Below are 15,424 nucleotides of genomic sequence, written 5' to 3' on the forward strand. Positions count from 1 at the left end.
GGAGTCCGGTACTGTGAAGGACCGCGCCGCGGTGGTCCGTCCGCCCTCCGGCGAAGGAATCCCACTTCTGGAAGGATGAGCGTCGCCATGTCCGAGGTCCGCATCGCCGCGGAGCCGCGTACCGAGTTCGGTAAGGGCGGTGCTCGTCGCACGCGCCGCGCCGGCAAGGTCCCGGCCGTTCTCTACGGTCACGGCAAGCCGCCGCGCCACATCGCGCTTCCCGCGCACGACCTGCTGCACGCCTTCAAGACAGATGCCGGCACGAACGTCCTGCTGACGCTCGAGCTCGCCGACGGCACCGAGCTCGCGCTCGCGAAGGACGTCCAGCGGCACCCGATCAAGGGCAGCTACGAGCACATCGACCTGGTGCTCGTCGTCCGCGGCGAGAAGGTCGTCGCCGACATCCCGGTGCAGGTGATCGGTGAGCCGCACCCGGACACCCTGGTCGACCAGCAGGTCACCACCGTCGCGGTGAAGGCCGACGCCGCGCGGCTGCCGGGCCCGATCGACGTCGATATCACCGGCCTGGAGCCGGGCACGAGCGTGCTCGCCCGTCAGCTGCCGCTGCCGTCGGGTGCCGAGCTCGACGCCGATCCCGATCTCGTCGTCGTGCAGTGCCTGGCCAAGCGGACCACCGCGCAGGTCGAGGCCGAGCTCGGCGAGACGCCGGCTGAGAAGGCCGAGGGCGTCGGCGCGGCGAGCGCGTCCGCCTGAGCGCGGACGGCTCTCTCCGTCGGCACCCTCGTCCACGTCGCCCGGCGCCACCGAGACCGATTCGGCGCCATTGTGTGATGATGCGCGGTTGAGGAAGACGGCACGCGGTGGAGGACGGCCGCGTGCCGCGCGGACGATGGTGCGCGGATGAACAGGCGAGCGTGGGTGGGCAGGCGATGACGAACATCCCCACCGACGACGGGCCATGGCTCGTCGTTGGACTGGGTAATCCTGGGCCGAACTACGCCGGCAACCGGCACAACGCCGGTTTCATGGTCGTCGACCTGCTCGCCGAGCGGGCCGGGTCGAGGCTGAAGTCGCACCGGTCGCGGGCGGATGTCGCCGAGGTCCGCCTGGCCGGCGCCCGGGCCGTCCTAGCCCGGCCGCTGTCGTTCATGAACCTCTCCGGCGGGCCGGTCGGCGCGGTGCGCACGTTCTACAAGATCGATGTGTCGCGGATCGTCGTAGTGCACGACGAGCTGGACATCCCGTTCGGCGCCGTGCGGCTCAAGCGCGGCGGCGGCGACAACGGCCACAACGGCCTGCGGTCTATCTCGTCGGCGCTGGGCAGCCGCGACTACCTGCGGGTGCGGGTCGGCATCGGCCGGCCCCCCGGCCGGATGGATCCGGCCGACTTCGTGCTGCGCGACTTCGGAACCACCGAGCGCAGGGAACTGCCGCTCCTGCTGGAGCACGCCGCCGACTCGGTCGAGATGCTCATCACCGACGGCCTGGAGCCGGCCCAGAACCGTTATCACGCGCTGCTCTGAGGCCCGCGGCGTGTGCCCCACGCCCGCGGAGCGGCCGGCTTTGACTGGGCCGGCCAGCGCGGGTCAGGACAGGTGCTTCTGGATCTCGCGGATGAGCGCGGCGTGGTCGAGCTCGTGCAGGACGTAGGCACGGCCGGCGGCGCCGATCTCGGCGGCCCGCGCCGGGTCGGCCAGCAGTTCGCAGGCGGCGGCGGCGAACGCGCCCGGCTCGTCGGCGACGAGGAGATGGGTCCCGGCGGTCCAGCCCAGGCCGCGGCTGCCGGTCGGCGTGCTCACCACCGGCGTGCCGCTCGCCATCGCCTCGATGGCCTTGATGTTCACCCCGGAGCCGGAGCGCATCGGGTTCACCGACAGGCTAGCCGCGGCGAGGTACCCGGCGACGCTCGGGACGTCGGTGTGCAGCTCGACGCCGTCGAAGCCGGCGAGCCACGCGGCCAGGCCGTCCTCCGGGCGCCGGCCCACGACCTGGAACGTCGCGCGGGGATGGCGGACCCGGATCGTCGGCCAGCAGCCGCCGAGGAACCAGCGCAGCGCCTCGATGTTCGTCGAGGTGTCCAGCGAGCCGACGAAGACGAGCCGCTGGTCGGCCGCCGGATCGCCGACCCCGCCGGGGAGGGCGGCGGTTGGCTGGCCGGCGGCCGAGCCGGCACCGGCGGGCGTCAGGCTCGCGGCGGCGGCGCTGTCCGGCGAGCCGGCCCGCAGCGCGCCAACCGGCAGGAACGGCGGCAGGTGGAACGTCGGCACGCTTGCCCGGGCACGTCGCCACTCGTGGTCCTCGAGGGAGATGTCGGCGATGCAGGTGACCAGCGGCGAGTGGTGCAGCTCCTGCTCGGCGAGGCGGAGCTTGTGGTACTCCATCTCGTAGGCCACCGCGCGTGGGCCGGAGCTCGAGCGTGCCAGCACCCGGAAGAACTCCGAGTCGACGTTGTGCGCGCGCACGAGGTGCGGCAGCTTCCAGATCCGGGCGATCTCCTCGCCGAGGTGCGAGGACCGGCAGCTGTAGCTGATCACGGCGTCGGCGCGCGGCGGGGTGGCCTCCAGGGCACGGCGCAGCGGGCCGACCGGCCGGGACGCGTGCATGAACGGCCTGAGCGTCAGGTGTGAGCGGGGGCTGTCGTCGCGGTGTAGCCGAATGACGGCCGAGCCGGGGACGGCCTCCTCGTAGGCGGAGATGTCGAGTTCCTCGCGCGCGGGCACGAGGATCTGCATCCGGATGCCGGCCGCGGCCGCCGCGGTGAGGAAGCTGAATGTCTCCACCCGACCGCCGGCATCCGCCGGGAGGAAGGGTTCCTCGACCACGACGATCCAGCGTGTGGAGTCGCTCACCGGTCCCACTGTAACGGCCTGCGATAGCCCCCGACCGGGGGAGGGTCACCCCGCACACGGGGAAGGGACAACCCGGTCACGCGCCCGGAGCCGTTGGCCGGGACCGTCCACCGGAACGCTACGGTTGTTGTCATGACAGGTGTCCGGACCATCGGTCGAGGAGCCGCGGTCGCGGCGCTCGGAGCCGCCACCGTTTACGGTCACGTTCTGTATCCGGTCTACATCGGGCTGCGCAGCCGTGGGCTGGAGACGTCGACCCCGCCGGACCCGGACGTCTGGCCGGCGCTCAGCGTCGTCGTCTCCGCGTACCGGGAGGCGGCGGTCATCGGCACGAAGCTGGACGAACTGCAGGGTACGGACTATCCCGGCACGATGGAGATCATCGTCGTGGCGGACGACCCCGACACGGCCGAGGCCTCGCGCCGGCCGGGCGTGCGGGTGCTGTCGTCCGGTGAGCGGCTGGGCAAGGCGCGCGCGGTCAACCGAGGGGTGGCCGCCGCCTCCCATGACGTCGTCGTCCTCACCGACGCCAACGCGGTGCTGGCCCCCGGTGCGCTGCGGGCCGCCGCACGCCACTTCACCGACGAGACGGTCGGCGCGGTCGCCGGCGAGAAGCAGGTCGACGACCCGGACGGCGCCCAGGGCTTCTACTGGAAGTTCGAGTCGTGGCTCAAGCGCTGCGAGTCCGCGACCGGCGCGACCATCGGCGTGGTCGGCGAGATGCTGGCGTTCCGCCGCGCGGCGTTCCGGCCGCTGCCCGGCGACACCGCCGTGGACGACGCGTGGCTCGCGCTAGACGTCCTCGAGGGCGGCCTGCGGGTCGTCTACGAGCCCGCGGCCTACTCGATCGAGCAGGCGGCGCCCGACTACAACGGCGAGTGGGAGCGGCGGACCCGGATCGTCGCGGGGAACCTGGACATGCTCTGGCGGCGGCGGGCGACGCTGGTGCCGGGCGCGCTGCCGGTCACCCCGCAGCTGTGGGGGCACCGGCTGGTCCGCTCGTCGTTCGGGCCGATGGCGCACGTCGTGCTCGTCGGGATAGCGGTTCCGGCGGCGCGGCACAGCTGGGCCGCCCGGGTCTTCCTGGCGGGCAACGCGGTCGGCGCCGCGAGCACGGCCGCGCTGCTCACCGGCCGCACCCCGCCCGGCCCGACCCGCCTCGTCGCCCAGGTGTTCTTCCTGCAGGCCGTCGCGCTCGGTGGCGTGCGCCGCTTCCTGGCGCACGACCGCCCGGCCGTGTGGCCGAAGCCGGAGCGGCAGGCGGTTGCGGGGACCGTGGCCGCCGCGGGAGCGGTGGGCACCGGTGCCGGGAGCGCGGGTGCCGAGGGCGGAGCGCAGGCGGGTGGCGGCGAGCCGCCCGCCGCGTCGTCGCCGTCCGGGGCGCTGAGCTCCACCGGGGGCTGAGCCAGCAGGTCGCCGGCGCGGGCAGTCCAGGTCCGCGGCGGTATCGAACGTCAGCGCGGGGGCGGGGGCCGCCGCGCGGTAGGCAGAACAGGAGCGCGCCGCCGTGCCCGACGAGGAACCCAAGCGTTCCACCTGGCAGTACGAGCTCGTGCTGGTCAGCTACCACAGCCGCGAGCAGCTGGAGGGGTTGTTCGCGACCCTGCCGGTGGACATGCCGGTGGTGGTGGTCGACAACGCGAGCGGCGTCGACCGCGTCGACGAGCTGCTCGCCGACCGGCCGAACAGCCGCTACCTGGACTCGGGCGGTGGCAAGGGCTTCGCCAAGGCCGCCAACATGGGCATCCGCTCGTCCCGGTACGAATTCATCGTCCTCGGCAACCCGGACAGCCGCCCCACCGTCGAGGTCATCGACATCCTCGTGGATGACCTGCTCGCCGACCAGGAGCTGGTGACCAGCGCGGCGACGATGAAGGGTCACGACGGCCGGCCGGAGCTCGGCAACGGCGGGTGGGAGCCGACGCCCCGCCGGGTGCTGCTGCACGTCCTGGGCGCGCACAAGGTGGCGCCGAACTCGGCGCTGTTCGCCCGTCCGGTCCCGGGTCGCCCGATGAGCCCCGAGTGGCTGACCGGCGCCTGCATGGCGGTGCGCCGTTCGACGTTCCTCGAGCTCGGCGCCTTCGACGAGACGTTCTTCGTCTACAACGAGGACATGGCGCTCGGCCGGGCGATCCGCGAGGCGGGCCTGCGCCAGAAGCTGCACACCGACCTGCTCGTGCCGCATGGCGCCGGCGGCAGCGGCGCCGGCAAGACCTGGATGCTCCAGATGCGCGGTGCCTCGATGGTCCGCTACCTGCGCAAGCACAACGCCCCGAGCCGGGTGAACGTGATGCGCTCGATGCTGGTCGCCGGCTACGCCGGGCGCACCGTGCTCTCCCGCGCCCGCGGCCAGAAGGCCACCGCCGACGAGCACGCCGCCTACATCAAGGGCCTGCTGACCGGGCCGCCCGCCCCCTGACCGGCGGAACCTCCGGCAGGGCGGCGCGACGGGCGGGCCAGGACACCGCCCCGCCCCGCGTGATCCGCCCCGCGTGATCCGCTCCGCGGTCCGCACCGCGTGACCGCGCGGGGCCTGCGCCCGCGCTGGCCCCGCGCGGACGGGCCGGGCCCGCTCCGCTCAGGCGAAGCGAGCCACCCGCCATTCGCGCTTCCCACGGCGCACCAGGATCACCGAGCCGTGGAGCAGGTCCTTCTCGACGACGGTCGCCTCGGCGTCGACGCGGTCGCCGTTGACCAGCACGGCCTTGTTGCCGAGGTGCTCCCTGGCGTCGCGCCGGCTGGTGGCGAGGCCGGTGGCGAGCAGCAGGTCGACGACGGGCCAGCCGCCGTCCTTGCGCAGCAGCTCCACCGTCTCAATGATCGTCGGGACGTCGGCGAACACGTCGCCGAGCAGGTCCGCTCCGATCGCCCGCACGTCGCCGCTGAACAGCGCCGCCGACGCCGCCTCGGCCGCGTCGACCGCCGGCTGGCCGTGCACCAGCGCGGTGATCTCGCGGGCGAGGTGACGCTGCAGGGCCCGGCGGCCCGGCGCCTCGCCATGCTCGGCGAGCAGCCGCTCCAGCGGCCCGCGCTCGGTGAGCGAGAAGAACAGCGCGAACCGGCGTGCGTCCTCGTCCGACAGGTTGATCAGGAACTGGTAGAGCGTGTACGGGGACGTGCGGTCCGCCGTCAGCCACACCGCGCCCTTCTCGGACTTGCCGAACTTGGTGCCGTCGGAGCGCAGCAGCAGTGGGCAGGTCAGCCCGTGCACCTGGGTGCGCAGCACCCGTCGGACGTGGTCGATCCCGGCGACGATGTTGCCCCACTGGTCCGACGCGCCCATCTGCAGCGTCACGCCGTGGTCCTCGCACAGGCGGCGGTAGTCGTACGCCTGGAGCAGCGAGTAGCTGAACTCGGTGTAGGTCAGGCCGACATCGGGGTCGTCGAGGCGGCGGCGGACCGAGTCCCGGCGGATCATCTCGGTGACCGGGAAGTGCTTGCCCACGTCCCGCAGGAACTCGATCATGCCGAGGCCGCCGAGCCAGTTGGCGTTGTCGACGAACGTCGGGAGCTGGTCGGGGCCGAGCGCCCGGGTGAAGATCGTCTCCATGATCTCGCGGTGGTGGGCGACGTTGGCCCGCACGTCCTCGGTGGTGAGCAGGCTGCGCTCGACCGACTTGCCGGACGGGTCACCGATCAGCCCGGTGCCACCGCCGAACAGGACGACGGTGCCGACGCCCGCCCGGGCGGCGCGGATCAGCAGCGTGATCGGCAGCAGATTGCCGATGGTCAGCGACGGAGCGGTCGGGTCGAAGCCGATGTAGCAGCGCCGCCCGCCGCTGTCGAGATGGTCCCGCAACTCGGCGGGATCGGTACTGTCGTGGATCAGCCCACGCCAGGACAGCTCGTCCAGGAGCGCGTGTGTCATGACGCCATGTTAGGAGTGGTGCGGGAACGGCCCCCGCCGGTGCGGGCACCCGCCCGGGTCAGCCCAGCGGCGGCCCGGGCTGCGCGGTGAGCCGCGGCCCCGTCGCGGGGCGGTGCGACCGGCCGCGCGCGGCCCGCGCCTGTGCCCGGCGGGCATGGAGCAGATGCGCGCCGACGCCGAGCGCGCCGCCGAGCCAGACGGCGAATCCCAGGCCGGCGACCCAGGCCAGCGGGGACGCGCCACCGGGCCGCCAGCCGTCGTCCCGCGCCGTCGCGCGGCCGCCGTCGTCCCGCGCCGCCCCACCGGGCAGCGAGTCTGTGCCGGCCCTGCCGCCGATCGCCGGATCCTGGCCGGATCCCTGACCGCCGCCCTGGTCGGTGCCCTCACCGCCGCCGGTGCCGCCGGCTTCCGCCCCGGCATCGGTACCAGTGCCGCCGCCTTGTCCTGGACCGATGCCGGTTCCGGTGCCGGAGCTGCCCGGCCCGCCGCTCCCATCCGTCGCGCCGCCAGGCCCGGGCGCGCTCTGGCCGGAGCCGCCGCCAACCGGCCGGCCGCCCGTCCCCACGCCCTGATCGGCCCCCGCCGGCCCGTCACCGCCGGCCGGCGCCGCGGCCGCCGGGTCGGCGCCGGCCGGCGGCTGCCCGGGCGCGCCCCAGCGGGTGGGCGCGGGCAGCAGCGGATTGCTCGCGGCCACCGGCACCGACCTGGTGAGTGCCGCGACCGGGTCGACGATCCCGAAGCCGAACTCGACGTCGCGGCCCGGCGGGCCGGCGTCGCGCGCCGTGTGGACGAGCCGGGCGATGACCCCGGTCGCGTCCAGGTCCGGCCGGGCGGAGCGGATGAGCGCGACGACGCCCGAGACGATCGCCGCCGAGTTGGAGGTGCCGGAGCCGGTGTCCAGCCGGTCCGGCGAGATGGAGGCCGGCACGGGCGCGCGGACGCCGGGGGCGGGCGCGGCGATCACCGCCTGCGGGCCGTGCGCCGAGCCGTGCCAGAACGCCCCGCGCGCCGTCGAGCCGGTGACGGCCACGACACCCGGGATGTTCGCCGGCGAGTTGATCTCCGCGTCGGCGCCGTCGGTGTCGCCGCTGTCGACGTTGCCGGCCGAGGCGACCACGACCACGTCGTGCGCCAGCGCGTAGGAGACCGCCTCCCGCTCGTCGGCGGTCGCCGCGCCGACCGAGCCGAGGGACAGGTTGATGACGCCGGCGCCGAGGTCGACCGCCCGGTGGACGGCGATCGCGACCTCCTGCGAGTCGGTCTCCCGGCCGGTCGAGATCGGCAGGATGCGCGCGGCGGGGGCGATCCCGCGCACCTCGGGCGGGCCGTCGTCGTTGCGTCCGGCGATGATGCCGGCCATCGCGGTGCCGTGGCCGTCGGGGTCGTCGTCGCGCCAGCCGTCGGGGGCGGCGTCGGCGCCGATCCCGGCCCCCCGCAGCAGCTGGCCGCGCAGCTTGGGACTGGTCGCGTCCACCCCACCGTCGATGACCGCGACGACGACGCCGGCGCCCTGGCTGATCCGCTGGGCCTGGGCCAGCCCGAGCACGGTGTGGTACCACTGCGAGCCCCGCGCGGGGGTGACGGTGACCGCGGGCGCCGTGACCGGGCTCAGGGCCGGCGGCCGCGCGACGGCGAACGCCGGCGCCGCCAGGCTGACGAGCGCGGCAAGCGCGGCGAGCGCGATCGCGATGCGGGGCGTGGCGCGGGACTGCATGGACGGGGACCTGCCTCGGGACGAGCCACGCGGCGCGCCGACGGCGCGGGTGCGGGCGGCCGGACGGGTCGGGTGGTTCGGGTGGCCGGGGATGCGGACCCGTCCCGGCACCGCCCGGTGCGAGGGAGTTTTCCACATCGACGGCCCTATGCCGGGCAATGTCGGCAAGAGGATAGATGCACCCCCGTTGACCTGGCGTTGTGTGAGCGGTCGGCGTGGCGGGTCGGCCTGGGCGGGGCAATGTGTGCGCAGTCACACCAGCTGTCGACAACTACGTTTCGTATTCAGGCTGGTGCTTTTGGTTGGTTCGGGTGTGGCGTGCGCTGCCGTGCCGGTGGGTCGTCCGCGAGGTTCTGTTCGCTCGCGGTTTCGTAGCGACCGCCTATGCGGCTAAGGAAATGGATGTCCGGGCGCGCGTCGAATGTCGCTAACAGGGTGTTTGTCGGGTCTGCGGGCCGCCGCCGCGGCGGCGGCGGACCGACATTCAGTTCGAACCAACTCTCACGTGAGGGTAGAGTTTGGGCGGCTGGGCGCGGGTGCCAGGACGGGTGACACCGAGAGGGGCCGCAGGGATGACCGAACGAGGGGACACGGCGGTGGCGCAGGGCCCAGGCGCCGCCGGGTCGGCGTCCGACCCGCGGATCGCCGAGCTGATGGCGCGGGCCGCCGCGACCGAGCTGCCCACCGCGCGCATGTGCCGCGACCTGGCCGTCGCGCACGAGCGCGCCGGGGACGCGGCCGGCGCGGTGCGCTGGGCGCTGGCCCTCACCGACACCGACGCCGATCTCCCCGCGTGGTCCGCGGTCGCCGGCGTGCTGCGCCGCTGTGTGGCCCGTACCGCGCCGCTGGGGCGCACCGCTCAGGTCGCCGTCCTCGGCAGCTCCACGACGTCGCAGTTCACGGCGCTGCTGCCGCTCGCCGCGGCCCGGGCCGGTGTCGCCATCGAGACCTACGAGTGTGGGTACGGGCAGTACCGCCAGGAGATCCTCGATCCCGACAGCGGGCTGTACCGGTTCGACCCGGAGGTCGTGGTGCTCGCGGTGCATGCCGGTGACGCGCTGCTGCCCACCCTCGCGGACGACCCGGACGCCGCGGTCGCCGGCGAGGTGCTGCGCTGGACGTCGCTGTGGGACACCCTGCGGGAGCGCTGCGGCGCGAGGATCATCCAGCACGCGTTCGCGCTGCCGGGGGAGAGCACGCTCGGGCACCTCACGCTGCGCACCGCCGGCGCCCGCGCCACCCTGCTGGCCCGGGTGAACGCGGAGCTCGGCCGGGCGGCCGGTGACGGGGTCGCCCTGGTCGACTGTGACCGTCTCGCCGCGGAGGTCGGCCGCCGGTCCTGGTTCGACCCGCGCTACTGGCACCGGGCGAAGCAGGCCGTGTCGCTCGCCCACGTCCCCCTGCTCGCCCGGCACACCGCCGCCGTCCTCGGCGCGCAGCTCGGGGCGAGCCGCAAATGCCTCGTCCTCGACCTCGACAACACGCTGTGGGGCGGGGTGCTGGGGGAGGAGGGCCTGGCCGGCATCGCGCTCGGCGACGGTGCGGTCGGCGAGGCGTTCGCCGCCTTCCAGGAGTACGCGCTGGCGCTGCGGGAGCGCGGCGTCGTGCTCGCCGTCTGTTCCAAGAACAACGATGCCGACGCCCGCGAGGCCTTCGAGCGGCACCCCGGCATGCGGCTGCGCCTCGACGACATCGCGATGTTCAGCGCCAGCTGGGACGACAAGCCCACCCAGCTGCGCCGGATCGCCGCCGCCCTCGGCCTCGGCCTCGACGCGCTGGTCTTCGTCGACGACAATCCGGCCGAGCGGGAGGCGGTGCGCCAGCTGGTACCCGAGGTGGACGTGATCGCCCTGCCGGCCGACCCGCACGGCTACGTCCGGGCCCTGGCCGCCTACCCGTTCTTCGAGACGACCGCCGTCACCGCGGAGGACGCCGCCCGCACGGAGGCCTATCGGGCCCGCGCGCAGCTCGCCGCGGCCGAGGCCGCCGCGTCCTCGCTGGAGGAGTTCCACCGCGGGCTCGACATGACCGCGACCGTCGTCCCGCTCGACGAGCTCACCCTGCCGCGGGTCGCCCAGCTCATCGGGAAGACGAACCAGTTCAACCTCACCGGGCGCCGCCGCGGCGCCGAGGAGATCGCCCGCCTGGCCGCGGACCCCGCCACCACCGTCCTGTGCGTCCGCCTCGCCGACCGGTTCGCCGACCACGGGCTTGTCGCCGTCGTCATCGCCGTCGCGGACGGGGGCGCCCTCGCCGTCGACACCTGGCTGATGAGCTGCCGGGTCATCGGCCGGACCCTGGAGGACGAGGTCGCCGGGCTGCTCATGGCGGAGGCCCGCCGCCGCGGGCTCGCCCGCGTCATCGGCGAGTACTGGCCGTCCCCGAAGAACGCCCTGGTGGCCGGCCTCTATGAGCGGCTCGGCTACCAGCGCCTCGACGGTCCGGACGATCCGTCGGCGCCGGATGTGACGCGCTGGGCCCGCGCGGTCGACGAGCCGTACAGGCCGCCCGGGCTGATGCGCGTCGTGTCCACCTCCGCCCCAGCTCGACCCACCGCCACTGTGATCGCCCAGCCGCGTCCGCGCGACCGCAGGATGGAAGAGGTGCCCAGATAAATGGTGCAGGATCGACTACAGCAGATCTTCCGCGAGATCTTCGCCGACGACGATCTCCTCGTCACCGACGCCATGACGGCCGCCGACGTGCCCGGGTGGGACTCGCTCGCGCACATCAACCTGATCTACGCCGTCGAGCGTGAGTTCTCGATCCAGATCGCCGACGACCGCCTGGCCAGCTTCGCCACCGTGGGTGACATGCGCGAGCACATCGAGGAGCTGTCCGGTGTCCACTGACGCCGTCCCCGCCCGCAACGGGACCGCGCCCGAGCTGTCGCCGCCGACCCCGCTGATGCCGTCCGAGCGGTTCGGCGCCGCGGAAGCCCCCGACAACCCCAGCCACGCGCCGAGCACGTCGGACATGTCGGACACATCGGAGGCGCCCGCTGACACCAGGGATGCCGCCGAACTCGGCCTGGGGGAGATCATCCGGGAGGACTTCCGGCGGCACTACAGTTCGTTCGCCCACCCGGGGCTGCACGTGCTCGCCGTCTACCGGCTCGGGCGGTGGCGGCTCACCCGCCGCGGGCCGCTGCGCACGATCGCGACCGTGGTCTACAAGGTGGTGAACAACCTCGTCATCCGGAACCTGTACGGAGTCGAGCTGTCCGACAAGGCACGGGTCGGCCGCCGCGTGCACATCGGGCACCACCAGACGATCCTGATTCCGCCCTACTGCGAGATCGGCGACGACTGCACCCTGCGGCACAACCTGACCATCGGGTACGCGTACGGCTCGGCCGAGCCGGGTGACGCGCCGAAGATCGGTGCCCGGGTGGAGATCGCTCCTGGTGTGCAGCTCATCGGCCGCATCACGATCGGCGACGACGTGCGGATCGGTCCCGGTTCGATCGTGATGTCGGACGTGCCCGCCGGCGCGACCGTCTTCGCGGCCCCCGCGCGCGTCATGCGTCCCGCGTCCCGCTGACCCACCGGCGGCACGCTGGCGGTGCCGCGGTGTCACGGCTGATGACCGGGCGTCTGCGGGCCGTGGCGGCCCGGGCCGGGTGGGTCGGTCGTCTGCACACGGCGGGATGTCGCCGGGCGAGCCGCGCGACCCACTCGGTACGGTTTGAGGCCGGAACGGCTGGCCCGAACGGGCCAGCCGGCGCCGCGGCCGAGATGGGGAGGACTCGCGGATGAAGGTGCTCGTGACGGGCACGGAGGGGTACCTGGGGTGCCTGCTCGCGCCTGAGCTGATGCGCGATGGCCACGAGGTCATCGGTGTCGACACCGGCTACTACAAGCACGGCTGGCTCTACCGGGGGACGGACCGGACGCCGCTCACCCTCGACAAGGACCTGCGCCACCTCACCGCGGCGGACCTCGAGGGTGTCGACGCCATCGTCCACATGGCCGAGCTGTCCAACGACCCGCTGGGCGCGCTCGCCCCGGAGGTCACCTACAAGGTCAACCATCTCGGCTCGGTGCGGCTGGCCAACCTGGCCAAGCAGGCTGGCGTCCAGCGCTTCGTCTACATGTCGTCGTGCAGCGTCTACGGTGTGGCGACCGGTTCCGACGTCACCGAGACGTCGCCGATCAACCCGCAGACCCCGTACGCCGAGTGCAAGGTGTACGTCGAGCGGGACGTCGCCCCGCTGGCCGACGACAGCTTCTCGCCGACCTTCCTGCGTAACGCCACCGCCTACGGCGCGTCGCCCCGGCAGCGGTTCGACATCGTCCTCAACAACCTCGCCGGCGTCGCCTGGACCACCGGCGAGATCGCGATGACCTCGGACGGCACCCCGTGGCGCCCGCTGGTGCACGGCCTCGACATCGCGAAGGCGATCCGCCTGGTGCTCACCGCCCCGCGCGACGTCATCCACAACCAGATCTTCAACGTGGGCGACAGCGAGCAGAACTACCAGGTCAAGGAGATCGCCGACGCGGTCGCGGCGGTGTTCACCGGCTGCCGGCTGAGCTTCGGCGACAACGGCAGCGACAACCGCAGCTACCGGGTGTCCTTCGACAAGATCGCGAGCACCCTGCCCGGGTTCTCCTGCGACTGGAACGCCTCGCGCGGCGCGCAGCAGCTACACGACGTGTTCAGCAGTATCCAGCTCGACGAGGAGACGTTCACCGGCCGTGGCCACACCCGCCTCAAGCAGCTCCAGTACCTGATCGGCACCGGCCAGGTCGACGACGAGCTGTTCTGGACGACTCGGTGATCGTCACGCCGACGGAGATCGACGGCGTCTGGATCGTCGACGTCGAGGCGTTCACCGACGAGCGCGGCCTGTTCGCCCGGACGTTCTGCGCCGAGGAGTTCGCCGCCGCCGGGCTCACCGTCGAGGTGGCCCAGTGCAGCGTCGCCTACAACGCCAGCGCCGGCACCGTCCGGGGCCTGCACTGGGCCGGCGAGCCCGTGCGCGAGACCAAGCTGGTGCGCTGCACCCGGGGCGCGCTGCTCGACGTCGTGGTCGACCCGCGGCCCGAGTCCGCGACCTACCTGCGCCACGTCGCGGTGGAGCTGACCGCGGACAACCACCGCGCGCTGTTCATCGACGCGGGCCTCGCGCACGGCTACCAGACCCTGGCAGACGCCACCGAGGCGACGTACCAGATGAACGTCCCCTTCACCCCGGGACACGACCGCGGCCTGCGGTACGACGACCCCCGGCTCGCCATCGACTGGCCGCTGCCGGTGTCGGTCATCTCCGCCAAGGACCAGGCCTGGCCTCTGCTGCCGGCCGCTGCCGGCGTGGGTGCCTGAACTGGCAATCCGGGCGGGTGGCCCGCGGTCCACGGGCCAGGTGGCGGGGCCTGCCGGGCCCGCCGCGCGGTCGCTCGCTCGGTTACGTTGTCGTCCCCGTCGCCCCCCGTTGTCCGTAGGTCCGGCCGGCCTGCGAAAATCAACGCGGACAGTGTCGGCGACGGCTCTCGTGACGATCACTCGACATTTCATCTAGGGGAGTGCATGTCAACCGGAACCCCGGCCCAGCCGCCGGCCGCCGCCGGCGGGATCGCCACGCCTGTCACCGCCTGTCGCTCCTGCTCGGGGCCGGCGCCGCGGCTGTTCCTCTCGCTCGGGTCGACCCCGATCGCGAACCGCCTGGTGCGCGCTGACGCCCTCGACGCCACCGACCCGTCCTTCCCGCTCGAGGTCGGGTTCTGCGAGACCTGCGCGCTGGTGCAGCTCACCCACGAGCTGCCGGCGTCGGAGATCTTCGACGAGGACTACCCGTACTTCTCGTCGTTCTCGGACATGCTCGTCCGTCACTCCGAGAAGCACGTGATCGACCTGATCGCCAGCCGTGACCTCGGCCCGGACAGTCTGGTCGTCGAGGTCGCGAGCAACGACGGCTACCTGCTGAAGGCGTTCGTCGAGCGCGGCATCCCGGTGCTGGGCATCGAGCCGACGCCGGGCCCGGCCGCCGCCGCCCGCGAGGCCGGCGTGCCGACCCGGGAGGAGTTCTTCGGCGCGGACCTCGCCCGTCAGCTCGTCGCCGAGGGGCTCAGGGCCGACGTGATCATCGCGAACAACGTGATGGCGCATGTGCCGGACCTCAACAGCTTCGTCGAGGGCTTCTCGATCCTGCTGAAGGACGACGGCCTCGTCGACGTCGAGAACCCGGGTGTCGGCGCGCTGCTGGCGCACACCGAGTTCGACACGGTGTACCACGAGCACTTCTGCTACTTCTCCACCATCGCCGTGCAGGCGCTCATGCGCCGCCACGGCCTCGACCTCGTCGGCGTCGAGGAGTTCCCCGAACTGCACGGCGGCACGCTGCGCTGGAGCATGCAGCACGCCGCCGCGGCCGCGCCGGCCGAGTCCGTCGCGGCGGTGCTCGGCGCCGAGCGGGCCGGGGGGCTCGACACGTTCGACCGGTATGCGACGTTCGGTGATGACGTGCGTACCGTCCAGCGTGAGCTGGTGGAGCTGCTGCGTTCGCTGCGCGCCGACGGGAAGACGGTCGCCGCCTACGGCGCGGCGGCGAAGGGCGCGACGCTGCTGAACTCCAGCGGCGTCACCACGGATCTCCTCGACTTCGTGGTCGACCGCAACGTCCACAAGCAGGGCAAGTACGTCCCCGGCGCGCGGCTGCCGATCCTCGATCCCGCCGTGCTGTTGGAGCGTCAGCCCGACTACCTGCTGCTGCTCGCCTGGAACGTGAAGAAGGAGATCATCGCGCAGCAGGCCGAGTATGCCGAGCGCGGCGGCCGGTTCATCGTGCCGGTACCCCGCCCGGTCGTGCTGTAGAGCAATCGTTCATCGTGGTGTGGGGTCGCGGGTGGGGGGCCGGCGCCTTCGGCTGGGGGGAAGCCGGTCAGGAGGGAGAGCATGACGGATATCGACGTGGACCTGCGGTCCTCGGGCGGCCAGGAGGATCCTCCACCGCGCCGGCCGCACGTCGATCCCGTCGAGTGGATGCACTCCGATCCCCAGGCGAATCCCCGTCCGGCCGATCGGGGCACC

At 73.2% G+C, this 15,424-nt stretch carries 13 protein-coding genes; 10 read left to right on the top strand and 3 right to left on the bottom strand.

All coding sequences use genetic code 11. The features are described from left to right. The first annotated feature begins 87 nt into the window (after window positions 1-87). Window positions 88-714, top strand: coding sequence for a 50S ribosomal protein L25/general stress protein Ctc (locus C1A33_RS30485; protein WP_101835657.1), 627 nt, complete (start codon window positions 88-90; stop codon window positions 712-714). Window positions 715-890: 176 nt separating this feature from the next. Next, window positions 891-1,484: an aminoacyl-tRNA hydrolase gene (gene pth / locus C1A33_RS30490; protein WP_101835679.1), complete on the top strand. Its 594-nt coding sequence runs from the start codon at window positions 891-893 to the stop codon at window positions 1,482-1,484. A gap of 63 nt (window positions 1,485-1,547) precedes the next feature. Here the strand turns inward: pth and C1A33_RS30495 are convergent, their stop codons facing one another. After that, window positions 1,548-2,810 (bottom strand): glycosyltransferase, encoded by a 1,263-nt coding sequence (locus tag C1A33_RS30495; RefSeq protein ID WP_101835658.1) that lies wholly within the window; start codon window positions 2,808-2,810, stop codon window positions 1,548-1,550. A 132-nt stretch (window positions 2,811-2,942) separates the two neighbouring features. Between C1A33_RS30495 and C1A33_RS30500 the strand changes: the two genes are divergently transcribed. Both C1A33_RS30500 and C1A33_RS30505 read left to right on the top strand, forming a co-directional pair. Next, entirely contained in the window at window positions 2,943-4,214 is a 1,272-nt protein-coding gene (locus tag C1A33_RS30500; protein WP_101835660.1) for a glycosyltransferase family 2 protein, read from the top strand. A 103-nt stretch (window positions 4,215-4,317) separates the two neighbouring features. Then, window positions 4,318-5,229 carry a glycosyltransferase family 2 protein gene (locus C1A33_RS30505; RefSeq protein ID WP_101835662.1) on the top strand — a complete coding sequence of 304 codons (912 nt, stop codon included), beginning with the start codon at window positions 4,318-4,320 and terminating at the stop codon, window positions 5,227-5,229. Window positions 5,230-5,388: 159 nt separating this feature from the next. On the opposite strand, the gene tyrS is transcribed toward C1A33_RS30505, so the two are convergent. Then, window positions 5,389-6,678 carry a tyrosine--tRNA ligase gene (gene tyrS / locus C1A33_RS30510; RefSeq protein ID WP_101835663.1) on the bottom strand — a complete coding sequence of 430 codons (1,290 nt, stop codon included), beginning with the start codon at window positions 6,676-6,678 and terminating at the stop codon, window positions 5,389-5,391. 58 nt (window positions 6,679-6,736) lie between these two features. Next, on the bottom strand, window positions 6,737-8,530 hold the full coding sequence (locus tag C1A33_RS30515; RefSeq protein WP_243408092.1) for a S8 family serine peptidase: 1,794 nt from the start codon (window positions 8,528-8,530) through the stop codon (window positions 6,737-6,739). 434 nt (window positions 8,531-8,964) lie between these two features. Between C1A33_RS30515 and C1A33_RS30520 the strand changes: the two genes are divergently transcribed. From C1A33_RS30520 to C1A33_RS30545, 6 genes are all read left to right on the top strand, one after another. After that, complete coding sequence (locus tag C1A33_RS30520; protein WP_101835665.1) at window positions 8,965-11,007, top strand: HAD-IIIC family phosphatase; 2,043 nt, start codon at window positions 8,965-8,967, stop codon at window positions 11,005-11,007. After that, window positions 11,008-11,244 (top strand): acyl carrier protein, encoded by a 237-nt coding sequence (locus C1A33_RS30525; RefSeq protein ID WP_101835667.1) that lies wholly within the window; start codon window positions 11,008-11,010, stop codon window positions 11,242-11,244. Further along, window positions 11,234-11,935, top strand: a complete 702-nt coding sequence (locus tag C1A33_RS30530; RefSeq protein WP_243408093.1) for a serine O-acetyltransferase — start codon at window positions 11,234-11,236, stop codon at window positions 11,933-11,935. The genes C1A33_RS30525 and C1A33_RS30530 overlap by 11 nt, the downstream gene beginning before the upstream one ends. A 211-nt stretch (window positions 11,936-12,146) precedes the next feature. Further along, entirely contained in the window at window positions 12,147-13,175 is a 1,029-nt protein-coding gene (locus tag C1A33_RS30535; protein ID WP_101835669.1) for an NAD-dependent epimerase/dehydratase family protein, read from the top strand. Continuing rightward, window positions 13,172-13,720: a dTDP-4-dehydrorhamnose 3,5-epimerase family protein gene (locus tag C1A33_RS30540; RefSeq protein ID WP_101835671.1), complete on the top strand. Its 549-nt coding sequence runs from the start codon at window positions 13,172-13,174 to the stop codon at window positions 13,718-13,720. Before C1A33_RS30535 ends, C1A33_RS30540 begins: the two co-directional genes overlap by 4 nt. A gap of 204 nt (window positions 13,721-13,924) precedes the next feature. Beyond that, the gene (locus C1A33_RS30545; protein WP_101835673.1) at window positions 13,925-15,208 is read left to right on the top strand and encodes a class I SAM-dependent methyltransferase; all 1,284 of its coding nucleotides are present in this window, start codon (window positions 13,925-13,927) and stop codon (window positions 15,206-15,208) included. Window positions 15,209-15,424: the final 216 nt, after the last annotated feature.

Source organism: Frankia canadensis, assembly GCF_900197875.1.
In the GTDB taxonomy this organism is placed as follows: domain Bacteria; phylum Actinomycetota; class Actinomycetes; order Frankiales; family Frankiaceae; genus Frankia; species Frankia canadensis.